General features: G+C 62.7%; 22 protein-coding genes. 13 read left to right on the forward strand and 9 right to left on the reverse strand.

The window, feature by feature from the left end; translation table 11 throughout:
* Window positions 1-149 precede the first annotated feature (149 nt).
* From pgsA to HPO_RS01890, 3 genes are all read right to left on the reverse strand, one after another.
* Window positions 150-803, reverse strand: coding sequence for a CDP-diacylglycerol--glycerol-3-phosphate 3-phosphatidyltransferase (pgsA, locus tag HPO_RS01880; protein WP_051612174.1), 654 nt, complete (start codon window positions 801-803; stop codon window positions 150-152).
* Window positions 804-849: 46 nt separating this feature from the next.
* Window positions 850-2,319: a pilus assembly protein TadG-related protein gene (locus HPO_RS01885; RefSeq protein ID WP_162173992.1), complete on the reverse strand. Its 1,470-nt coding sequence runs from the start codon at window positions 2,317-2,319 to the stop codon at window positions 850-852.
* A 111-nt stretch (window positions 2,320-2,430) separates the two neighbouring features.
* Window positions 2,431-3,819 (reverse strand): vWA domain-containing protein, encoded by a 1,389-nt coding sequence (locus HPO_RS01890; RefSeq protein WP_035593845.1) that lies wholly within the window; start codon window positions 3,817-3,819, stop codon window positions 2,431-2,433.
* 183 nt (window positions 3,820-4,002) lie between these two features.
* Between HPO_RS01890 and HPO_RS01895 the strand changes: the two genes are divergently transcribed.
* A complete protein-coding gene (locus HPO_RS01895) occupies window positions 4,003-4,797 on the forward strand; it encodes a thymidylate synthase (protein WP_035593847.1) in 795 nt (264 codons plus the stop codon).
* Between the two features lie 8 nt (window positions 4,798-4,805).
* Here HPO_RS01895 and HPO_RS01900 read toward each other — a convergent pair whose 3' ends face one another.
* Both HPO_RS01900 and HPO_RS01905 read right to left on the reverse strand, forming a co-directional pair.
* The gene (locus tag HPO_RS01900) at window positions 4,806-5,162 is read right to left on the reverse strand and encodes a carboxymuconolactone decarboxylase family protein (protein WP_035593849.1); all 357 of its coding nucleotides are present in this window, start codon (window positions 5,160-5,162) and stop codon (window positions 4,806-4,808) included.
* Between the two features lie 126 nt (window positions 5,163-5,288).
* Window positions 5,289-5,801, reverse strand: a complete 513-nt coding sequence (locus HPO_RS01905; RefSeq protein WP_035593851.1) for a hypothetical protein — start codon at window positions 5,799-5,801, stop codon at window positions 5,289-5,291.
* 149 nt (window positions 5,802-5,950) lie between these two features.
* On the opposite strand from HPO_RS01905, the gene aqpZ reads away from it, so the two are divergent.
* A complete protein-coding gene (gene aqpZ / locus HPO_RS01910) occupies window positions 5,951-6,631 on the forward strand; it encodes an aquaporin Z (protein WP_035593853.1) in 681 nt (226 codons plus the stop codon).
* 125 nt (window positions 6,632-6,756) lie between these two features.
* Here aqpZ and HPO_RS01915 read toward each other — a convergent pair whose 3' ends face one another.
* Complete coding sequence (locus HPO_RS01915) at window positions 6,757-7,419, reverse strand: 7-cyano-7-deazaguanine/7-aminomethyl-7-deazaguanine transporter (protein ID WP_035593855.1); 663 nt, start codon at window positions 7,417-7,419, stop codon at window positions 6,757-6,759.
* Window positions 7,420-7,559: 140 nt separating this feature from the next.
* Between HPO_RS01915 and HPO_RS01920 the strand changes: the two genes are divergently transcribed.
* From HPO_RS01920 to HPO_RS01930, 3 genes are all read left to right on the forward strand, one after another.
* Entirely contained in the window at window positions 7,560-8,090 is a 531-nt protein-coding gene (locus HPO_RS01920; RefSeq protein WP_035593857.1) for a dihydrofolate reductase, read from the forward strand.
* A gap of 95 nt (window positions 8,091-8,185) precedes the next feature.
* The gene (locus HPO_RS01925) at window positions 8,186-9,106 is read left to right on the forward strand and encodes an SMP-30/gluconolactonase/LRE family protein (protein WP_035593859.1); all 921 of its coding nucleotides are present in this window, start codon (window positions 8,186-8,188) and stop codon (window positions 9,104-9,106) included.
* A gap of 142 nt (window positions 9,107-9,248) precedes the next feature.
* The gene (locus HPO_RS01930; RefSeq protein ID WP_035593862.1) at window positions 9,249-9,776 is read left to right on the forward strand and encodes a DsrE family protein; all 528 of its coding nucleotides are present in this window, start codon (window positions 9,249-9,251) and stop codon (window positions 9,774-9,776) included.
* Window positions 9,777-9,782: 6 nt separating this feature from the next.
* Here HPO_RS01930 and HPO_RS01935 read toward each other — a convergent pair whose 3' ends face one another.
* Together HPO_RS01935 and HPO_RS01940 are read right to left on the reverse strand one after the other, a co-directional pair.
* Window positions 9,783-10,238: a RidA family protein gene (locus tag HPO_RS01935; protein WP_051612175.1), complete on the reverse strand. Its 456-nt coding sequence runs from the start codon at window positions 10,236-10,238 to the stop codon at window positions 9,783-9,785.
* Between the two features lie 101 nt (window positions 10,239-10,339).
* Window positions 10,340-10,864 carry a 3'-5' exonuclease gene (locus HPO_RS01940; protein WP_035593864.1) on the reverse strand — a complete coding sequence of 175 codons (525 nt, stop codon included), beginning with the start codon at window positions 10,862-10,864 and terminating at the stop codon, window positions 10,340-10,342.
* A 221-nt stretch (window positions 10,865-11,085) separates the two neighbouring features.
* Between HPO_RS01940 and HPO_RS01945 the strand changes: the two genes are divergently transcribed.
* Window positions 11,086-12,108: a PD-(D/E)XK nuclease family protein gene (locus HPO_RS01945; RefSeq protein ID WP_206742111.1), complete on the forward strand. Its 1,023-nt coding sequence runs from the start codon at window positions 11,086-11,088 to the stop codon at window positions 12,106-12,108.
* Window positions 12,109-12,135: 27 nt separating this feature from the next.
* Here HPO_RS01945 and HPO_RS01950 read toward each other — a convergent pair whose 3' ends face one another.
* Window positions 12,136-13,347 carry a P-loop NTPase gene (locus tag HPO_RS01950; protein ID WP_035593866.1) on the reverse strand — a complete coding sequence of 404 codons (1,212 nt, stop codon included), beginning with the start codon at window positions 13,345-13,347 and terminating at the stop codon, window positions 12,136-12,138.
* Between the two features lie 178 nt (window positions 13,348-13,525).
* On the opposite strand from HPO_RS01950, the gene hflK reads away from it, so the two are divergent.
* The 7 genes from hflK to HPO_RS01985 all read left to right on the forward strand — a co-directional run bounded on the left by hflK (window position 13,526) and on the right by HPO_RS01985 (window position 20,403).
* On the forward strand, window positions 13,526-14,677 hold the full coding sequence (gene hflK, locus HPO_RS01955; RefSeq protein WP_035593868.1) for an FtsH protease activity modulator HflK: 1,152 nt from the start codon (window positions 13,526-13,528) through the stop codon (window positions 14,675-14,677).
* Window positions 14,677-15,573 carry a protease modulator HflC gene (gene hflC / locus HPO_RS01960; protein ID WP_035593869.1) on the forward strand — a complete coding sequence of 299 codons (897 nt, stop codon included), beginning with the start codon at window positions 14,677-14,679 and terminating at the stop codon, window positions 15,571-15,573. Before hflK ends, hflC begins: the two co-directional genes overlap by 1 nt.
* An 18-nt stretch (window positions 15,574-15,591) precedes the next feature.
* A complete protein-coding gene (locus tag HPO_RS01965) occupies window positions 15,592-15,792 on the forward strand; it encodes a DUF2065 domain-containing protein (RefSeq protein ID WP_035593871.1) in 201 nt (66 codons plus the stop codon).
* A 114-nt stretch (window positions 15,793-15,906) separates the two neighbouring features.
* Window positions 15,907-17,358: a Do family serine endopeptidase gene (locus HPO_RS01970; protein ID WP_035593873.1), complete on the forward strand. Its 1,452-nt coding sequence runs from the start codon at window positions 15,907-15,909 to the stop codon at window positions 17,356-17,358.
* A 260-nt stretch (window positions 17,359-17,618) separates the two neighbouring features.
* Window positions 17,619-18,608, forward strand: a complete 990-nt coding sequence (locus HPO_RS01975) for a calcium/sodium antiporter (protein WP_051612177.1) — start codon at window positions 17,619-17,621, stop codon at window positions 18,606-18,608.
* The gene (locus tag HPO_RS01980) at window positions 18,605-19,357 is read left to right on the forward strand and encodes an SDR family oxidoreductase (RefSeq protein WP_035593875.1); all 753 of its coding nucleotides are present in this window, start codon (window positions 18,605-18,607) and stop codon (window positions 19,355-19,357) included. Before HPO_RS01975 ends, HPO_RS01980 begins: the two co-directional genes overlap by 4 nt.
* A gap of 8 nt (window positions 19,358-19,365) precedes the next feature.
* Window positions 19,366-20,403, forward strand: coding sequence for a threonine aldolase family protein (locus HPO_RS01985; RefSeq protein ID WP_035593877.1), 1,038 nt, complete (start codon window positions 19,366-19,368; stop codon window positions 20,401-20,403).
* Window positions 20,404-20,410: the final 7 nt, after the last annotated feature.

Consider the following 20,410-nt stretch of genomic DNA (forward strand, 5'->3'; position numbering starts at 1 on the left):
ATTAAGGCGTAATCTGGGCGCATGTCGGGTTTACCCCTCCCGCCATGAATGATGACGACCCTGCAAATCGGCGGCCCGCACTCTCCCGCGCATAAGCCCGTCCATCGACGTCAGCGCCGGTCTGCTTCCCCAGACCGGCGTTTTCGTGTTCAGCGCTGGCTGCCCTTGATGGCTTTGACATATTGCGCGCCGGTCAGCAGGGAGAGCGCCGCTGCCACCCAGAGACCCAGCACCAGCGCCCCGGTCACCAGCGCGCTCCAATGCAAACCATCGCCGCCCGACGGAGCTTCTGGTATCGGCCAAAGTGCCAGCGGCAGCATCAGCCCGGTGATCGCCATCATTTCGGCCGCCGTTTTCCATTTCGCCAGCCTTGAGGGGGCAACGATCCCGGCTGCTTCCGGCCGCGTGCGCAGCCAGGTCATGAACACGTCCCGCGCCAGGATCAGCGCGGCGGGGATGTAGATCAGCCAGGTTTTCAGCGCCAGGGCCAGCGCGATCAGCGCCGCCCCCACCAGCAGCTTGTCGGCGATGGGGTCAAGCCAGACGCCAAACCGGCTCTCCGCCTTGAAGGCGCGCGCCGCCCAGCCATCCAGGAAATCGGTGAGCATGCCCGAAATGAACGCCAGCAGGCCGAACTGATGCCACAGCTGCTGGAAGGTGGCGTAGCGCTGGCGCTCCAGCCCCGTCACCCCGGCATCGGCCAGCAGCGGCTCGATGCCAGACGCCTTGAAGGCAGCAAACAGAACCAGCGCCGCAAACACGCAGCGGGAAATCGTCAGGGCGTTGGGGATCCAGGCAAACATGGCGCTCCGTCTGCCAGCCTGCGCGGCTTGCGGCAATGGTGCCCGTTCACTGTTTCAGACGCAGGTCCGAAATCGAGCGGGCAATGGAGCGGTAAACCTCGATCAGCTCCTCGCCATTATCGGCGCTGAAGGCGTGGCTGGGGGAGGTGGCGCAATATTCCAGGATGGTGCGCCCGTCGCCGGTGCGCTGCACGCCGGAGGGCACCTGAAAGCCAACGGTGTAAATCTGGATCCGGCGGGTGGAGGCCTTCATTGCGTCGCACAGATCCATCGATTGGCGAAACGAGTCCTTGGAGGCGGTGGGGTGCTGAACGTTGAACTCTCCGTCGGTCATCAGGATCACGGCCTTGGAGGTTTGCGGTTCCCGGTAGGGCAGGGGCGCGGAGGCTTCCGGCCAGATGCCGGCCCATTCCGGCGAAACCAGATACCAGCCCCAGGCAATGCCCAGATGCCCCGCCGTGCCGCCTTCGGCGATCAGGCCGTTCACATGCGCCTTGAGGGCCGTCTTGTCCTCGGTCAGCGGCACGGGGCCAGAGGGCATGCAGGTGCCATGGCGCCCTTCATAGGCGCCCACGCCATACCCGGTTGCGTTCTGGTTTTCGACATTCTGCCAGCCATCATATTTGCTGGTGCTGCCGGCAGAGAAGTTCCAGCGCGGATTGCCCGCGCCGATCCAGGCGCCGGCGCCGGGCGCCGCATCGGTGGCGGCCTGCGTGCCGGTGCGTTCATGCACGCAGCGGTCGCTGAGCCCGGTATCGGCAAAGAACCGGCGCTGGGTATTCCAGGTCCAGCTCGAATTGCGCCCGCAGCTCCAGCTCGAACAGGTGCCGGCCTGATAATAGAAAAAGCGCCGGCCGCTGTCCTGATCGATCATCCGCTTGGTGTTGTGGCTGTTATAGCGGCTCTGGGCGGTCGAATTTGATCCGTCAGCGGATAGGGTAACCGTCTCGGTCACCTGGTTGATATAGGGCCCGGCATTGAGCGAGTGGTTATAGCTGGCGATGGCCAGGCGCACCGTCCCGTCCCGCTCCCGGCTGTCGGGCAGCAGTTCGTCGATGGCCGCGACCGCTGCCGTCTTCAGCTGCGCCAGCCGGTTATAGCTGTTCATTGATCCGGACACGTCAAATATGAACGCCACATCCAGCTTGCCGACACCATAGGTGGAGGTGGAGTTGACGGTGAACTCCAGCTTGTCATGGCCGATCAGGCTGGAAATGTAGGTCACCTGTTCGCAGTGTACCGAGCCGTGGATGTCGAAATTGGTCTCGTCAAAGCTGACGGCCACGGGCTCGCAGGTAAGCCCCCCGGCCTGATCCTCGAACAGGGCCTGCGCATAGACCTGCACATCGCTGCTCACTTCGGCCGGCGTATTGCCGGCCTGCCGCCCCAAGGCGCCGGCCAGCACGGCAGAATCCAGCGCTGCCTGAACCTTGGATTTCTGGCGTACCGTATTCTGAAGATCGACGGCAATGCCCGCCATCGCAAGGATGCTGGGGATCACAAAAGCCGCGATCATTGCCACATTCCCGCCCTCGGCGCGCGGAAGCACGCGAAGGCGGAGAAGGGGGCGGCAAAGGCGCATCTCTATGTCACTGCTCTGTGGGCAGAAGGGTTTGCAGAAGTCCGGTCAGCGCGAAATCCGCAGGTCGGAGATGGAGCGGGCGATGGCCTTGTACGCCTCGGTCAGTTCCTGTCCGTTGCTCGGCTTGAAGGCGAAGGCCGGATTGCTGGCGCAATAGGCCAGAACTTGTTGGCCGGCTGTGGGCGCGCTGAAAGCCACCGTGTAGATCACAATTTCCTTCTTTTTCATCTCATCGCAGATCGCGCGGGCCTGGGTCGCCGAGTTCGGGTTGCCGCTGCCCGGACGGATCTGGTTGTACTCACCGTCAGACATCATGATGACAACCTTGGTGGCATCAGGCTCGTCATAAGGCAGGGCCTTGGAGCCTGCCGGCCAGACATTGTTGAATTCCGGCGAAACCAGATACCAGCCCCATGCCGTGCCGATATGGCCGGCCGTGTTGCCGCGCGGCGTCATCTTGTTGATGAAGTTCAACAGGTCATCGCGGTTATAGGTCAGCGGCACCGGAAGATCATAGTTGCACCAGAGGCTGGTGCCGTTGTCGGTCGACCATGTCTCCGTATACGGGTCAAATTTTGCCGAGACAGATCCCAACCACCGGCCAGCCGCCGGACCGCGATCAGTATACCGCTCGGTTCCCTCGCGTTCCCACACGCAGGTGGAGGAGATGTTGAAGGTGCGGGTGGCGTTATGTTCTTTGATCCCGTAGTTCCACTCGGTGCACGTCCCCGACTTGTTCTGCTTCTTGCAGGTCGTCTTCTCGTAGATCGGGCCCTTGTATATTTCCGTGCGCACCGGATCCTTGTTGGTCACCGCCTTGAAATAAGGGCCGGCATTGACCATCGTGTCATAGGACACCATCGCCAGGCGCACATCTTCGGGGTCGCCCGGATAGCCATCAACCGGCAGCAGCGTATTGACCGCTTCCTTTGCAGCAACCTTGAGGTTGGTCATCCGGCTGCTCGAACTCATCGAGCCCGACACGTCGAATACGAAGGCGATTTCCAGCTTGCCGATGCCATAGGTAGCGGCGGAGGAGACGGTGAAGTCGAGCTTCTTGATGCCCACCACATTGGAAAGGGTGGTGCGCTGCTCACAGGTGGCGAAACCTTCGAGTTCCTCGGTGTCTTCGATATAAGTGAGCTGGATCTTGGAACAGGTCAGGCCACTGTTATTGGGCTGGTTCAGGATGCCGGTGAAATAATCGTTGGCCTCTTTCAGCGTGTAGGCCTGGTCCTTGCCATCCTGCATGGATTTAGTCGCGGCCAGAACCGCGCTGTCGACCGCCTGCTGAACCCGCGCTTTCTGGGTGGTTGTCACCTGGAAATCGATGGCAAAGCCTGCAATCGCGACAATCGGAATGATGGTCAGCGCCGCGATCATCGCAACATTGCCCTTTTCATTCTCAGCAAAATTCAAACGGCCGGTGTTCATCTTGACCCTCTGTCCCATCCATGCGGCCGGGATCTGGGTCAAATGCGTGCCCCCCACGTCCCCGCCATTGCAGGGTTATGGCAGATCTGGGTTTCCGCCGGGTGCGGTCGAGATGATGAAATTTGCCCGCGGGGTTTGGAATCTGTTAACTTGGCCACCGCGCGAATCGAGAGGCCTCGCCCCATGCAGCAGTATCACGCCCTGATGAAGGACATTCTGGAAAACGGCCACCGGCGCGGCGACCGGACCGGCGTCGGCACGATCGGTGTTTTCGGCCGCCAGATGCGGTTTGATCTCTCCGAGGGCTTCCCGATGGTCACGACCAAACGGCTGCACCTGCGCTCCATCATCATCGAGCTGCTCTGGTTCCTGAAGGGCGACACCAATATCGCCTATCTGAAGGACAACGGCGTCTCCATCTGGGATGAGTGGGCCGACGAAAACGGCGATCTCGGCCCCGTTTATGGCAAGCAGTGGCGCAGCTGGGCCGCCCCGAACGGCGAAACCATCGACCAGATCCAGTGGGTGCTGAATGAAATCCGCACCAATCCCAATTCCCGCCGCCTGATCGTCTCTGCCTGGAACCCGGCAGACGTGAACGACATGGCCCTGCCGCCCTGCCACTGCCTGTTCCAGTTCAATGTCATGGATGGCAAGCTCAACTGCCAGCTTTACCAGCGCTCGGCCGATGTCTTCCTGGGCGTGCCCTTCAACATCGCCTCCTATGCTTTGCTGACGCTGATGATGGCCCGCGCAACCGGGCTGGAGCCGGGCGAGTTTGTCCACACTTTCGGGGACGCGCATCTCTATCTCAACCATCTGGAGCAGGCAGAGCTGCAGCTGTCGCGAGAGCCGCGCCCTCTGCCGACGATCTGGCTGAACCCTGAGAAGCAAGATCTTTTCGGCTGGGAGTATGAGGATTTCCGCGTCGACGGTTACAATCCCCATCCCCACATCAAGGCGCCCGTCGCGGTCTGAAACGTGCCTCAGTCCTCCTGAAGGGCCTGCCAGGCTGTCCAAGCATCGCCCGCATACATCAGGCTAGGCCCGCCGCCCATATAGACGGTCATTGCCAGGGTTTCGGCGACTTCATCGTCCGTGGCGCCCAGGCGCTTCAGGGCCTTGGTATGGAAGCCGATACAGCCGTCACAGTGTTTCGCAACGCCGATGGCCAGGGCGATGAGTTCCTTGGTCTTCTTGTCGAGCGCGCCATCGGCAAGGGCGGCCTTGGAGAGGGCGCTGAACTGGGTGAGCGCGTCTGCCGCGCCCGTGCGCCGCAAGCCGGCCAGGCCTTCATTGATAGCGCCGGTGATGGCGGCGTAGTCCTTGGTGCCTGAAGACATGATAGGGGCTCCTTGCTCTGGGCGTGAAATTTCCGGGGCGCGGGCGTCCCTTCTTATCAACTGGCGGCCCCGATCAGCTGATCCAATAGGGAAATGCCCCTAGGCATCCGCCTCGCGCCGGCCGCGCTATTCGCTCAGCAGTTCGCAATGGATGAAGCCGCCCGTCTCCACCGCGATCGGCAGGGCTTCCTCAAACTCCGTACAATAGACGGCCGGCCCGGCGCTTCGGGCCACGCCTGCGCTCACCTTCACCCGCGGATCACCGCTCACCTCGCGTGCCACCTGTCCGGCATCAAAACGCCCCGCCAGGGTGATTGACTGGTTGCGTACACTGATCAGGCGCTCTTCCCGTCCCAGATCGACCAGCGCTTCGCCGCGGCGGGCGTTGCCGAAATAGTCCGCCTCCACGGTCAGCTGCGCGCCTGCAGCGTCCAGCGCCCGGCTGACATCGCTTGAAACCGTCACGTCCAGCCGGAAGGGCAGGGCCGCCGGGCGGGGATCATACGCGCCCGGGCCCGGCGCGCTCACCGCTTCTGGCGCAGCAGTCTTTGCGGGCGCCGCCCCATCATCCCGGTCTGGACTGTGCCCGCAGGCAACCAGCAGCAGAACTGGCAGGAGAAGGACGGTCAGGCGTGACATCAGCAGAACTCCTTGTCTTGCAGACAGTTGCGGGCACCGCCCCTTCTGGCAAGCCCCAGAATGACGCTTGCCCTGGAGGTAGAAGCTCTGCATCCTGACATTGGCTTGAGGCGGCATTAAGACCGCCCCGGCCCATCTAGGAGGCATCCATGAAAACCCTGATTGCTGAACTTATCGGCACTTTTGCCCTTGTCCTGTTCGGTTGTGGTTCGGCCGTTCTCGCGGGAGGCGAGGTTGGCCAACTGGGAATAGCTTTCGCTTTCGGCCTGGCTATCGTCGCCATGGCCTATGGCATCGGCCCTATTTCGGGCTGTCATGTAAACCCTGCTGTCAGTTTCGGCGCGTTCATTGCCGGGCGAATGACGCTAAATTCCATGCTGCAATACTGGCTGGCCCAGTTCATCGGGGCGATCCTCGGCGCGGCCGTCCTCTATCTTATCGCAACGGGCAGGGCCGGGTATGATCTGGCCACCAACGGTCTTGGCCAGAATGGCTGGGGGCCGGGCTATCTCGGAGAATACAGCCTTGTGGCGGCTCTCGTCTTTGAAATCGTCGCCACCTTCCTGTTCCTGGTGGTGATCCTGGGGTCTACCCAGACATCAGCCCCCGGCATGGTCGCGGGCCTTGCCATCGGCCTGACACTGGCAGTCATTCACATCGTCGGCATTCAGGTCACCGGCGTGTCGGTAAACCCCGCCCGCAGCCTCGGCCCCGCGGTGTTTGCCGGCGGGCCGGCGATTTCCCAGCTCTGGCTGTTCTTCGTCGCCCCGCTGATCGGCGCGGCCCTTGCCGGCCTCCTCTTCCGCCAGAAAATTCTGGAAACGGAGTAGTTCTCAACCGGCCTCGCCCCAAAAGGGCGGGGCCATCCGGACCTATTGATCTGGCCCCCACAAGCAACGCGCAGGCACAACGGCGCTGAGACCGCAGGGCTCCGCAATAGCCGCGAGCAATTCATCTAAGCCTCATGGGGCGAGATCAGCCCCATATCCTCGCGGCGGCGGATCACATATGAAACGATTACCGCGCCCACCATCTTGCCGATAACAAAAACAATCCAGTTTACGGGGTGCAGCATGTTGCCCGGCTCAGCCCCCAGCTGCATCTGCTGGGCAATGTCGGCGCCATAGAGGAACACCGTCGTATCCACCGGTGAGGCCAGCGCGCTGGAAATCAGGATGCGGGTCGAGAGGCGGTATTTCGTGAAGGTGTAGACCATCCAGTCGACAAATTCCGACACGGCGAAGGCAATTCCGCTCGCCAGCGCAATCACCGGCCAGGAATAGAAAAACGACCACGCCACCGCGATCGCCATCAGGATCAGCACCTTGTGCCCCATCTCCCGTTGCACGAAGTCACGGATGACGAAGACCATCCCGGTCACCATCGTCATCGGGTGCAGCGCCACGCCCGGCGCATAATCCCCGCCTGGCGCGATGATCTCAGCCTGGGGAATCACGCTGAACGACCAGTTGAGGAAGGGAATCAGCGCCACATAGATGAAGGCCCAGAACCGTCCGTTCAGAAACCAGATGGCGCAAAATGTGAGCAGCAGCGCGCCCAGCGCCGGCCCTATCAACTGCGGCTGACCATTGGTCAGGACCGATACCAGTTCAGACATTTGTGAGCGTTCCCCCGATGTACCAGTTTAATACAGTTGCCGCTGCTTTCGGTGCTTGCTTAAACCATGCACTCGGGGCGAGGAAGCGGGCAATCGGGAGTGCGCCAGTCGGACTGACGTGAAAGATAATAACAAGAACAATGTCCATCGAAGTCAAACTCTGCCTGATCGTTGCGCAGGCGCGCAATCGGGTCATCGGCGCATCCGGCCGTCTCCCCTGGCGGCTGAAGGATGACATGGCATTCTTCAAGGCAACCACGATGGGCGCGCCCATCATCATGGGCCGCAAGACCTGGGAAAGCTTCCCCAAACGCCCGCTGCCTGGCCGCGAGAATATCGTGCTGACGCGCGACTGGGACTATGACGCCGCCGAGGCGCGCGTCTATTCCAGCTTCCCGGCGGCCATGAACGCGGCCCGCGCCATCGCCACGCGCGAAGGCAAGGACGAAGCCTTCGTCATCGGCGGCGCGGAAATCTACAACCTCGCCCTGCCTTTCGCCGACCGGATCTACCTCACCGAGGTCGAAACCGAGGTCGAGGGCGACGCGCATTTCCCGCAGCTTGACATGCGCCAGTGGCGCCAGGATGAGCTGGCCGTCCATCCGGCAGGGGAGGGCAACGACCACGCCTTCCGTATCCTCCGCCTCGATCGCGCTTCCGCCCACGCCTGACCGGTCCCGTCGGCTTCACGCCGGGGCAGTGATGGACACTGCCCGCATCCCGGCTTTACCCTCCCGGAAAAGAAACCTTCCGGGAGGAAAACATCATGGATTTTGAAGTCGTCGCCTCAGGCTTGGGTTTTCCCGAAGGCCCAGTCGTCATGGAAGATGGCTCGGTCATCATCGTCGAGATCCAGAAGGGCTGCATCTCCCGCCTCTGGAACGGCAAGCGCGAGGTGATCGCCACGCCGGGCGGCGGCCCCAACGGCCTCGCTATCGGCCCGGACGGCGCCCTCTATTGCTGCAACAATGGCGGCTTTGAATATCATGAGGTCGGCGGCCTCACGATCCCCGGCAATTGCCCGCCCGATTATTCCGGCGGCCGTATCGAGCGGATCGACCTCTCCACCGGCAAAGTGGACCGCCTCTATGAAGCCGTGGACGGAAACTCCCTGCGCGGTCCCAACGACATCGTATTCGACACCGAAGGCGGCTTCTACTTCACCGACCTCGGCAAGGGCTTCTCGCGCAACCGCGATCATGGCGGCGTCTATTATGCAAAGCCCGATGGCAGCCTGATCAAGGAAGTGGACTATCACCACATCTCCCCCAATGGCTGCGGCCTCTCGCCCGATGGCAAGACGCTCTACTTCGCCGACACGATGACCGCCCGCCTCTGGAGCTTTGCCCTCACCGGCCCCGGCGAATACACGCCCCATAAGCCGCCCTTCCTGCGCGGCCGCGTGATTACAGGGCAGACAGAGCTTTGCTATTTCGACAGCCTTGCGGTCGCCGCCTCCGGAAACGTCTGTGTGGCAACAATCCTCAAGAATGGCGGCTATGGCGGCATCACGACCATCACGCCCGAAGGCAAATCCACCTTCACCGAAATTCCCGACCCCTTCGTCACCAACATTGCCTTTGGCGGGGCAGACATGCGCGACGCCTATATCTGCGCCTCCAGCACCGGCCAGCTGATCAAAACCCGCTGGGCAGAGCCGGGCCTGAAGCTGAACTACAACGCCTGATGGCCAGGGCCTGACCCTTCCACCTTCGTCACCCTCGGCGGGCAAAGCCCGTCAGAGGACCTATCTTCTTGCATCGGCAGTTTCCAAGCTTTGCCAGCCATGCCATGGTCCCGGTCACGTTTTGCCACCGGGAGCCATCGCCATGCGCCGCACACTCGCCCTTCTGCCCGTCCTCTTCGCGCTCGCCGCGGTGCCCGCCCTGGCCGGGCCGGAAGATTTCCGCGCGGGCACGGTCATCCCCGGCTATGGCAAGTTCGCCCCGGTCGCAGACCCTACGCTCACGCCGGAAACCGAATTCAGGATTGCCTATGATGTGGCCGCCGGCGCCGAGCCCGGCAAAGCCAATGCCGCGCTCGACCGTGTGGCCCGTTTCCTCAACATGGCCGCCGCCGCCGGTGTCCCGGCAGAGAATGTCGCCCTTGCGGTCGTGGTCCACGGCCCGGCCACCAATGACCTGCGCAAGGTGATGAAGGATGGCTCCCCCAATCCCAGCGCGCCGCTGGTGGAGGCCCTTCTGGCAAACGGGGTTTCCATCATCCTCTGCGGCCAGGCAGGTGTCATGCATGATGCCGCGCCGGAGGATCTGGTCGAAGGCGTAACCGTCTCCCTCTCGGCGATGACCGCGCATGCCCAGCTCCAGCAGCAGGGCTATACGCTGAACCCGTTCTGACGCCGCCTAGCGCGCCGCGATACATTCCACTTCCACCAGCGCCCCGAAGGGCAGGGCGGAAACCGCAACAGCCGTCCGCGCGGGCGGGTTTGCGGGGAAGTAGTCCGCATACACCTCATTCATAGGGCCATATTGCTCGATGTCAGTCATGAACACGGTGCATTTCAGAAGGTCATCCATCGTGCGCCCCGCCTTCTCCAGATTGCCCTTCACCGCGTCCATCGCCTGGCGCGTGGCTTCTTTTACGTCGCCCGTCTCGCTCCGTCCGATCACGCCGGCCAGATAGATCGTATCCCCATGACCCACCGCCGCGCTATAAAGCTGATTGCCTGGCACCAGCACCATTTTCTCCGGCGGCGGCATCGGAAACGCCTTCGGCGCAGGCCGGCCGTGATCCTGAATGTTCACGCACGCGCCCAGCGCGGCAGGGGCGAGCAGGGCCATCAGGGCAAAGTGTTTCATGGGGCTGCCTTCCTTCTCATCAAAGCACAACACCGTAGGGCGGGTCAGCCAAAGGCGTAACCCGCCAATCCACCGCGAGAGAAAATAAACGCGGGGCAGGCTCATCCCCGCGCCCCGCTGATCGCCCGGATGCCCTCGAATATGGAAAGGGTCGTCAGGCAATCGTCCAGCGCCCGGTGGGCGGCGTCCTGGCCCACGCCGAAATGCCGCGCCACGGTTGCCAGCTTGTAGTCAGGCAGGCGCAGGTATCGCCGCGCCGCCTGCAGGGCGCAAACCACGGGATGGGTCTCAAACACCTCCGGCGCCGCCGCGCGCAGGAAGCTCATGTCAAACCCTGCATTATATGCCACAATCGGCAGCCCACGGATAAATCCTGCCAGCTCCGCCACCACCTCATGCCCCTCAGGCGCCCCCTCCAGCATGTCGCTGCTGATCCCGGTCAGCCGCGTAATGTGATGGGGCAGGGCGGCGTCACATCGCACAAAGCTCGAAAAGCTCGCCCGCGCGCCGGTCACCATATCCACCCGCACCGCGTCCACCTCAATAATCTGACAAGTGCGCGGACTGAACCCCGTCGTCTCAAGGTCCACCACCACAAATTCATGCAGTTCATGCGGCGCAGTCAAATGCCCTCAGCCTCCAATGCGGCAGCGCTCCCTCGCGCCCGCCAAGCCCATCTCCCTCTAGGCCCGTTTCCCAACCGGGCCAAGCGCCAAAGCCGGACCAATACACGCCGCGACCGGCTCACCCTGAGCGAAGCAAAAAGGGCAAGTCGGGGCAGGTTGTGCGTTGCCCTACTCCCTCGCAATTTTGCGATGATGCCAGCTATATTGGAGTCTTGGTAAGATTGGCCGAGACTGTCGGTAGCGAAGATGGAAAGAGCAGGCATATGGCGTCATTTGAAGAGTTGCCGACAACCTCTGGGCCGCAGCGCTTTGATGCTGTCTCGCGTGTCGAGGAAGTTGTGACTGACATTTTAACCATGGACTTGCTGCACAGCTCGCCAGCATTTCTTCAGCGAGTTCTTGAGCTGGCGGGTGCGGCCTCCCCTTCAGAAATTGTCTCAATCCGGCGATCGGTGTCGGATACGTCGATGGGGGAGACGGATGTCGAACTCGTCATTCAGCTCGGCTCGAAGCGGCAAGCGATCCTGATCGAGAATAAAATTCGGGCGCCGGTGATGGATCGGCAGTTCGAGCGTTACCGGATGCGGGGTAATGCGGGTAAAGCCAGCGGGCAGTGGGATGATTTCTGCGTAATTCTCATGTCGCCACAGTCGTACTTTGATGAGCTTGATGCAGAGCAAAAGGAATATGTGGACGCTAACCTGTCCTATGAGATGATTGTGGAATTCCTTGCAAGCTTTTCCGAGCATGCTTTCAAACGTCACATATTCCAGTCCGCAGTTGCTCAATTCAAGAAAGGCTATGTGAGGATAGCCGATGCGAGGATGATCTCATTTCATCAAAACTACTGGGCGCTCGCCTCCGCGAAATTTCCGCAATTGCGTATGATGAAGCCAGATGTTGTTGGTAGCGATGGTAGTTGGATATACTTCCCACCGTTATATGGAGACACGAATAAGGTTCGCTTGATCCATAAGTTCAAGGGAATCGGATGTGAGCTTTCCGTCACAACGCGACGTGCTGAGGAAATCGCCACGGCGCTTGAACCGCATCTGGATGTGGATATGGTCGTTCGCTCCATGAAGACTGCCGCGTACATAAATATCAAAACGCCTGCATTGGATCACCTGGCCGAATTTTCTGTTCTGGAGTCTGATCTTCTGATCAGCCTCCAACAATTGGACAGGTTGCGATTGTTTGCGCTGAATGAGAACGTGCGGGGACTGATCAATCAACACATCTAAGATGTAAAATCTCTTTTGAGCGGCCCCTCAATCCTCAAACACAATTTCCGGCGCGGGCTTTGTCACCAGCTCGTCCAGCGCAATCGCCACATTCCGCGCAAGTTTCAGGAAAACATCCGCCGCCGGACCATTTGACAGGGCGGCGGGCGTGCCCGCGTCGCCTGCTTCGCGGATGGCCTGCAGCATCGGGATTTCCGCCAGAAGGGGCAGTCCCAGCGCCTGCGCCATTTTCCGGCCGCCGCCTTCGCCCATCAGATAGTGGCGGTTTCCGGCCGGGTCTTCAAACCAGCTCATCGTTTCGGCAATGCCGATCACGGGCACATGCGTCTTGGCAAACATCGCCGCGCCCCGGCGCACGTCGGCCAGGGCCACTTCCTGCGGCGTCGTCACGATCAGCGCGGCGGTCACCGGCACCTTCTGCGCGATGGCGAGCTGCGCATCGCCGGTGCCGGGCGGGGTGTCGATGATCAGCAGGTCCAGCGGGTCTTCCTTCGTGCCCCATTCGGCATCGTTGAGCAGCTGGGTGATGGCCGACATCACGATCGGCCCACGCCAGATCATCGGCGCGTCAGGGTCTGAGAGGTAGCCGATGGAGAGGGTCTTCAGGCCATGCGCCTCGACCGGCACCAGCTTCTTGGCAGGGGAGGTGGCGGGCTCCGCGTTCACTGTGCCGAGCATGGTGGGGATGGAGGGGCCATAGATGTCAGCGTCCAGCAGGCCGACCTTCATGCCCGCCCGCGCCATCGCGGCGGCGAGGTTTACCGACACGGTCGACTTGCCAACCCCGCCCTTGGCGCTGGCGACCACCAGGATGCGCGCGATGCCCGGAAGGGGGCGCATCGGGGTGGCCGGCGGCGGGGCGCCCTGGCTCAGCGCCTCGTCGGAAAGGCGCGCGCCCTTGGTGACGCGGCGTGTCCCGGCAGGGGGCGAGGGTGTCAGCGGAATGTCCGGATTTGTCCGGTTCTGTCCGGAATGAGCATTGGAATGAGTCTGATTGGGCGCCTTTTCCGCGGTCAGAACGGTGGTTACCTTTTCGATGCCGGGAATGCGCGCGGCGGCGTTCTCCGCCTCGATCCGGCGGGCCTCTGCGCCCGCAGTGTCGCCGCTGTCAGCCCGGATCACCAGGATCGCCCGGCCATCTTCCCCGATAGTGACGGACTCCAGCCAGTCCGGCGCCCCCAGCGCGCTGCGCACGGCTGCCGCGAGTTTCTCCCGGGACTTCTGCCTTGATCCAAACATTTAAGACTTCCTCGGCTAGAACGGGGCATAAATTGCGCAAACATCGGTTTGTGCGGGGTGAAGCAGGCGGCCTGGCACCCCGGAATGCGGCATTTTTGCTGCGCCGGGAAGCCGATTTAGCGTGCAGAGTGTGGTAGAGCCTCTATATAGGCGGGAAACGCAGATTTCAGGAGGCTGAATGCCCTGGGACGACAAGACAAAAGGCTCTGGCCCTTGGGGCGGAGGCGGTTCGGGTAATGGCAATGGGGGCGGAGAAGGTGGTTCTCCGTGGAACCGGCCTGGAAAACAGGATTCCGGGAACAAGGAACAGCCGGACCTGGAAGAACAGATGCGCCGCATGCAGGAGCGCTTTCGCCAGCGCCGCAATGGTGGCGGCGGCGGACGTAAAGGCGGCGGTGGTGGCAGTGGCGGCGCAGGCCGTGGCGCCGGTCCGCTTGGCATCATGGTCATCGTGGGCGTGGGTGTGCTCGCCTGGCTCTCCACCAGCATTGTGGTTGTGGCGCCTGAACAGCAGGCCGCCGTGTTCCGCTTTGGCAAGTGGCAGGCCAATTACGGCCCCGGCCTTCATTTCCATCTGCCCGCCCCGCTGGAAAGCCACCGGCTGATTCAGGTGGAAACCCGCACGGAAACCCCCATCGGCCGCACGCAGGACCAGAGCCTGATGCTGACCCAGGACGAGAACATTGTGGACATCCACTTCTCGGTCATCTGGAAGGTCGATACGCAGAACCCGGAAAACTACCTGCTCAATGTGCGCGACCCGGAAACGACGGTCGCCATGGTCGCCGAGTCGGTGATGCGCGAAGTGGTGGGCAAGACGCGCCTTCAGGCGATCATCACGACAGAGCGTGACCGCGTTCAGCAGCAGGTGGCCGAACAGACCCAGGCGCTTCTGAATGAATACCGCGCCGGTGTGCAGGTGCTTCAGGTGCAGATCGGCAAGGCAGACCCGCCCCAGCCCGTCATCGAGGCGTTCAACGATGTGAACGTTGCCGAGCAGGATGCGGAAACCCTGACCAACCGCGCCACCCAGTTTGCCAATGAAGTTGTTCCGCAGGCCCGCGGTACGGCCTCGCGCCTGCAACAGGAATCTGAAGCTTACCGCGATCAGATCGTGGCCGATGCAAACGGTGAAGCCGCCCGCTTCGACCAGATCTATGAAGAGTATCGCAAGGCGCCGCGCGTCACGCGCGAGCGTATGTATCTTGAAACCATGGAACGTGTACTGGAGCGTTCGGACAAGCTGATCCTCGACCAGAATTCGGGCGCTGTGCCCTATCTGCCGCTTGATCGCGTCCGGACCCAGCCCAACAGCGGAGGAGAGCGCTGATGCGTGCTTTTGGTTGGCTCATCCTGATCCTGTCCATCATCGGTCTGGTGGTGATCTCGAATGTGTTCTTCATCGTCGGCCAGGCGCAACAGGCCATCGTGCTTGAAGTCGGCCGCCCGGTGCGGATCATCAACGCGCCCGGTACCGATCAGGCCGGTCTGCACATGAAAATCCCGGTCTATCAGCAGGTCCAGGTGCTTGATAAGCGTAACCTTGGCCTCGATATCGAAGGCATCCAGGTGATCGCCTCCGACCAGCGCCGCCTGCAGGTGGATGCTTTCGTCCGCTGGCGGATCAACGACCCGCTGCGCTATTATCAGAGCTTCCGCACCGAAGCGGCAGCCACAACCCAGATCAACACGATCACGATTGCGGCCATCCGTGCCACGCTGGGTGATGTGCCGGTGCCGGAGATCATTTCCGGCCAGCGCGCCGCACTGATGAACAACATCCGCGACAGCGTGAACGAAGAGCTGCAACGGGCCGGCGTCGATGTCATCGACGTGCGTATCCGCCAGGCAGACCTGCCGCAGGAAGTTGCCGAAGGCGTTTACAACCGGATGCGGACGGCGCGTCTGCAGGAAGCCCAGCGCATCCGTTCGGAAGGGGAGGAGCGGGCCCGCCTGATCCGCGCCCAGGCCGAACGCGAGAAGACCGTCATCGAGGCCCAAGCGCGTGAAGCGGCTGAAAAGATCCGCGGTGAGGGCGATGCCCGTGCCACGGAAATCTATGCCACGGCGTATAACAAGGACCCTGAGTTCTTCCGTTTCCAACGGGCTCTGGTCGCTTGTGAAAAGGCCATCCAGCAGGGCACGCAGATGGTCGTCAGCCCCGGTTCATTGGGCGTCTGTGACCAGTTCTTCGACAGCGCCCGCGCGGCGGGCGGGACGCGCTGATCAGGGGCGGGCGAGGCGATGAGCTGGATTACGCTCGCCCTCGCCGGCTTCGGCGTCTGGCTTCTGGTGGAAGGGGCGCTCTGCGCCATTGCACCTGACTATATGCGCCGCATAGGTCAGCTCCTGTCCAACATGCCGCCCCGCGATCTGGCGATTGGCGGGCTGGTGGTGGCGGCCGTCGGCGTCGGCCTTCTGATGCTTGCAGTTCGCACAGCCTGAGCCTGTTGCAACTGGCGGCCAAAGCGCCATAGTCAGCTTTGCAGAATAATTCGCACGCGCCGGCAATCTGCCGGGCGGGCCGCAGAAAAGACCGTGAAGGGAGTCATCTCCACCATGAACCGGACCGCCGTTGCGGTGATCGCCCTGATGGCACTCATGGCCCCCGCCACGTTCGCGCAGACAGCGGGCAGCCTGTCCCGTCCCGGCGCGCCGGTTGATGCCAAGACGGCGCCCCAAAGCTTCAGCGCGCTTTCCAAACGCCTGATGCCGGCGGTGGTGAACATCTCCACATCCCAGGTTGTCGCCAGCCGCCTGCCATCCTTTCCGGAGGGCTCGCCTGCCGAGCGGTTCAATGAATATTTCGGCCGCAATGATGATGGCTTCCAGCGCCAGGGCTCGCTCGGCTCCGGCTTCGTGATCAGCGCCGATGGCTATATCGTCACCAACAACCACGTCATCGACAAGGCCGACACGATCGAGGTCACCTTCTCCGATGGCCGCACGCTGGACGCAAAGATCATCGGGCGTGACCGGGATACCGATATTGCGGTGCTGAAAGTCACCTCCCGCACGCCGCTGCCTTTCGTTGACCTCGGCGACAGCGACAGGGCCGAAGTGGGGGACTGGGTGATCGCCATCGGCAACCCGCTCGGCTTTGGCGGGTCAGTCTCGGCCGGTATCATTTCGGCGACGGGCCGCGACCTGAATACGGGGCGGTCTGACAATTTCATCCAGACCGATGCGGCCATCAACCAGGGCAACTCAGGCGGTCCGCTGTTCAATCTGAATGGGCAGGTTGTGGGCGTGAACACCGCCATCATCTCCCAATCGGGCGGCTCCATTGGTCTTGGCTTTTCGGTGCCGTCCAACACGGTTAAACGCATTTCCGCGCAGCTCATCAAGGAGGGGCGGGTGCACCGTCCCTGGCTCGGGGTGAATGTGCAGGATGCGGACGAGTCGCTCATCAAGGCGTATCGCGCCTCCGGCAAGAGCGGCACCATCGTCACCCGCATTACCGATGGCAGCCCCGCGGCCAAGGCGAAGCTGGAAGTTGGCGATCTGATCCTGTCGATTGATGGCCGCGCGGTGGCCGGCGTGCGCGACATGACACGCCAGCTCTCCGAGAAGCCTATCGGCAAGGCGATCACCCTCAGCATCGTGCGCGACGGCCGCCAGCGGGATGTTGCCGTCACGCTGGGCGAGCTGCCGGATGAGGATGTGCCTGCCGCCACAGCGCCGTCCGAGGCGGTTGGCTTGTCCAATGATCTGGGCGCCGATCTCGTGGCGCTGGACGATGATGTGCGCCGGCGCTTTGGGGCGCCGCGCGACATGACCGGGGTTGCGGTCACCGGTGTCAGCACCCGCGGCCGGGCTTACAACAAGCTGCGCCGGGGGGATGTCATCGTCGAGGTGAATTTCCAGTCCGTCAGCGCGGTTTCCGATGTGCTCAAGCGCCTGGACACCGCGATGCAGACGCCGAACCAGCCGATCCTGATCCGGGTGAAGCGCCGGGGCGATACCGGGGGCTGGTTTGACCAGTTCGTGTCGATCGAAATCCGGAAATAAGGGGAATTCCCCAGGGTTTGGGGCAGGTTTCGCCCATGACGCTGCGTCATGAGCCTGTCAAACATTACGAAAAAGATGCCGAATTGGCTCGCCAAGTGCGACAACGCGCGCTAAGGACAGCGCAAATCGACCTTTTCACGGGCTGAGGCAGAGACATGATCCATCCTTCCTTGATCGCGATCGCCGCCATTGTAGTTGTGTTCGGCATCCTGAATCTCATAGAGTTCAAGCGCCTGGACTAATCTTCAAGGGAGCAGGCGGTGCCCGACCCCATCCTGCTCATCTCCCTTTTTGGCGGGCTGCTCCTCATGGCGCTTGCCGGAGACCTGTTGGTGCGAGGCGCGCTCGGCCTGGGCCGGGCGATGGGCGTGTCGCCGCTGGTTGCGGGCGTTTTCATTGTCGGTTTCGGAACTTCGGCGCCGGAGATGTTCATCTCCGCAAACGCGGCGCTGAACGGCAATCCGGGCCTGGCCATCGGCAATATCGTCGGCTCCAATATCGCCAACATTCTCATGGTTGCGGCCATTCCGGCGCTGATCTTCACCTACCGTACCGGCGGGGCCGGGCAGGGGCGGGCGCTCGGCATGCTGCTGCTGGCAACCGGTATCTGGATCGGGATGACGGCGATCCTGCCGCTGGAGCCTTTGATGGGGCTCTGCTTCCTGCTGGTTCTGATTGGCTATACCGGCTTTTCCATCTTCGCGGCCCGGCATGACGAAATCGCCGGGCGCGGTTCTCATCATGCCGATGCCGTGACGCTCAATCCCCCGGTCTGGCGGGCCATTTTCTATGTGCCGCTTGGCATTGCCGGGCTGGTCTATGCCTCCGGCATGATCATCACGGGCGGAGAAGGGGTGGCGCGGCATTTCCGGGTGCCGGAGGAGTGGATCGGGCTGACCATCCTGGCGCTGGGCACCTCGCTGCCGGAGATCGGCGCGGGGCTGGCGGCGGCATTCCGGCGGCGGGGCGATGTGGTGATCGGCAATATCCTTGGCTCCAACGTGTTCAACCTTCTGGGCGCGGGCGGGATCGTTGCGCTGCTGGGACCGTTCGAGGTGGCGCCAATGTTCCAGCGCTATGACCATTGGGTGATGGGGGCAGCGGCGCTGGTATTCGCGGCGTTGATCCTGCTGCGCGTGAAGATGGGGCGGCTTCTGGGGCTGGCGCTGCTGCTGGTCTACGCGGCGTATATCTATGGCCTGGTGACGGGCACGAACATCATGGCGCTGGTTCAGATGGTGCGCGGATGACACCCGGGGGCGCGCTGGTGACGGGGGCGGGCGGCCGCCTGGGCCGGGCCATGGCGCTGGCCCTGGGAACCGATGGCTGGACCGTGGCGGTGCATTACCGGGGCTCTGCCGAGGGCGCGCAGGAGACCGCCGCGCTCATCCGGGCCGCGGGCGGGAAGGCCGAAATCGTCGCCTGTGACCTGTCAGACGAGCGTCAGAGGGCGGACCTTTTTGGACAAATCCGGACACTCCTGGGCATGCCGGTAACCCTGCTGGTCAATTCGGCGTCGACTTTTACCGGCGACAGCGCCGCCAGCCATACTCGCGAAGACTGGGACCATCATTTCGAACCCAACCTGCGCGCGCCGGTGCATCTTGCCCAGCAGCTTGCCACCCACCTGCCGGAGGGCGAGCGGGGCCTGGTGGTGAACTTGATCGACCAGAAGGTGCTGAAGCTCAATCCGCTGTTCTTCACCTATACCCTGTCCAAGGCGGCGCTGTGGCAGGCGACGCAGACGCTGGCGCAGGGCCTGGCGCCGCAGGTGCGCGTCAACGCCATTGCGCCGGGGCCGACGCTACAGAGCGTGCATCAGACCCCTGCCCAGTTTGCCGCCGAAAAGGCCGCCACCCTGACCGGGGAGGGCGGCAGCCCGGAGGAGATCGTGCGGGCGCTGCGCTATCTGGTAAGCGCCTCCAGCGTGACCGGGCAGATGATCGCCTGCGATGGCGGCCAGCACCTGATGTGGCAGACCCCCGACACCCAGATCTGAGAGGCGCCATGAACTTCTCCTCCGACACCGCCGCGCCGGCCCATCCTTCCGTGCTCGAAGCAATGATGCGGGCCAATGCCGGGCCTGCCCCCAGCTATGGCGCTGACAAGATCACGGCGCGTGTGCGGACGCAGCTGGCGCGGGTGTTCGAGACAGAGGATTTCGACTTCTGGATTACGCCCTCGGGCACGGCGGCGAACGCGCTGGCGCTTGCCTGTTTCTGCCCGCCAATTGCTTCGGTGATCTGCCACCAAGAAGCGCATATCCAGATGGATGAGCGCGGGGCGGTGGAATTCTTTACCGGGGGCGGGCGGCTGCACCTTCTGCCCGGCGAGGGCGCGAAGATCAGCTTTGATGTGTTCAAGGACTATCTGGACGAGTTTGATCCGAGCTTTGTGCATGGCACGCCCCCGGCAGTGCTGTCGCTGACGAACCTGACCGAATGCGGCACGGCCTATACGCCGGACGAGGTGGCGCGGTTCGCGCGGCGGGCCAAGGGCGGCGGGCTGGCGGTGCATATGGACGGGGCGCGGTTTGGCAATGCTCTGGTGCATACCGGGGCCAGCCCGGCGGAGATGAGCTGGAAAGCGGGCGTCGATGTGCTGACCCTGGGCCTGACGAAAACCGGCGCGCTGAGCTGCGATATCATTATCTTGTTCGGGGCGGCCAAGGCGAAGGGCAAGGAACTGCGCGCGCGGGCCAAGCGCGCCGGGCACATGCCCGCCAAGATGCGTTTCCTGGCGGCGCAGGCCGAGGCGATGCTGGAGGGCGGGCTGTGGCTCGGCCTCTCGGCCCATGCCAACGCAATGGCGCAGAAGCTGGCGGCGGTGTTCCGCGAGGACGGTATCGAGCTTGCCTTTGATGTTCAGGGTAATGAGGTTTTTGCGCTTCTGGACGCGCACGACATCGACAAGCTGCAGGAAGACGGCGCCGCTTTCTATGCCGAATGGCCCGGCGGATCGAGCCGGTTTGTATGCTCCTGGGCGACGGCCGAGGCGGAGATTGACGCGGTTCGGGAAACGCTCAAGCGGGCGATGCGGAAGTAGGGGGAGG

Origin of the sequence: Hyphomonas polymorpha PS728 (genome assembly GCF_000685315.1) — a bacterium.
In the GTDB taxonomy this organism is placed as follows: domain Bacteria; phylum Pseudomonadota; class Alphaproteobacteria; order Caulobacterales; family Hyphomonadaceae; genus Hyphomonas; species Hyphomonas polymorpha.

Bases quoted from the DNA above. Each gene is read 5' to 3' on its own strand.
- pgsA (WP_051612174.1), bottom strand. From the start codon at position 803: ATGTTTGCCTGGATCCCCAACGCCCTGACGATTTCCCGCTGCGTGTTT.
- HPO_RS01885 (WP_162173992.1), bottom strand. From the start codon at position 2,319: ATGATCGCGGCTTTTGTGATCCCCAGCATCCTTGCGATGGCGGGCATT.
- HPO_RS01890 (WP_035593845.1), bottom strand. From the start codon at position 3,819: ATGAACACCGGCCGTTTGAATTTTGCTGAGAATGAAAAGGGCAATGTT.
- HPO_RS01895 (WP_035593847.1), top strand. From the start codon at position 4,003: ATGCAGCAGTATCACGCCCTGATGAAGGACATTCTGGAAAACGGCCAC.
- HPO_RS01900 (WP_035593849.1), bottom strand. From the start codon at position 5,162: ATGTCTTCAGGCACCAAGGACTACGCCGCCATCACCGGCGCTATCAAT.
- HPO_RS01905 (WP_035593851.1), bottom strand. From the start codon at position 5,801: ATGTCACGCCTGACCGTCCTTCTCCTGCCAGTTCTGCTGCTGGTTGCC.
- aqpZ (WP_035593853.1), top strand. From the start codon at position 5,951: ATGAAAACCCTGATTGCTGAACTTATCGGCACTTTTGCCCTTGTCCTG.
- HPO_RS01915 (WP_035593855.1), bottom strand. From the start codon at position 7,419: ATGTCTGAACTGGTATCGGTCCTGACCAATGGTCAGCCGCAGTTGATA.
- HPO_RS01920 (WP_035593857.1), top strand. From the start codon at position 7,560: ATGTCCATCGAAGTCAAACTCTGCCTGATCGTTGCGCAGGCGCGCAAT.
- HPO_RS01925 (WP_035593859.1), top strand. From the start codon at position 8,186: ATGGATTTTGAAGTCGTCGCCTCAGGCTTGGGTTTTCCCGAAGGCCCA.
- HPO_RS01930 (WP_035593862.1), top strand. From the start codon at position 9,249: ATGCGCCGCACACTCGCCCTTCTGCCCGTCCTCTTCGCGCTCGCCGCG.
- HPO_RS01935 (WP_051612175.1), bottom strand. From the start codon at position 10,238: ATGAAACACTTTGCCCTGATGGCCCTGCTCGCCCCTGCCGCGCTGGGC.
- HPO_RS01950 (WP_035593866.1), bottom strand. From the start codon at position 13,347: ATGTTTGGATCAAGGCAGAAGTCCCGGGAGAAACTCGCGGCAGCCGTG.
- hflK (WP_035593868.1), top strand. From the start codon at position 13,526: ATGCCCTGGGACGACAAGACAAAAGGCTCTGGCCCTTGGGGCGGAGGC.
- hflC (WP_035593869.1), top strand. From the start codon at position 14,677: ATGCGTGCTTTTGGTTGGCTCATCCTGATCCTGTCCATCATCGGTCTG.
- HPO_RS01965 (WP_035593871.1), top strand. From the start codon at position 15,592: ATGAGCTGGATTACGCTCGCCCTCGCCGGCTTCGGCGTCTGGCTTCTG.
- HPO_RS01970 (WP_035593873.1), top strand. From the start codon at position 15,907: ATGAACCGGACCGCCGTTGCGGTGATCGCCCTGATGGCACTCATGGCC.
- HPO_RS01980 (WP_035593875.1), top strand. From the start codon at position 18,605: ATGACACCCGGGGGCGCGCTGGTGACGGGGGCGGGCGGCCGCCTGGGC.
- HPO_RS01985 (WP_035593877.1), top strand. From the start codon at position 19,366: ATGAACTTCTCCTCCGACACCGCCGCGCCGGCCCATCCTTCCGTGCTC.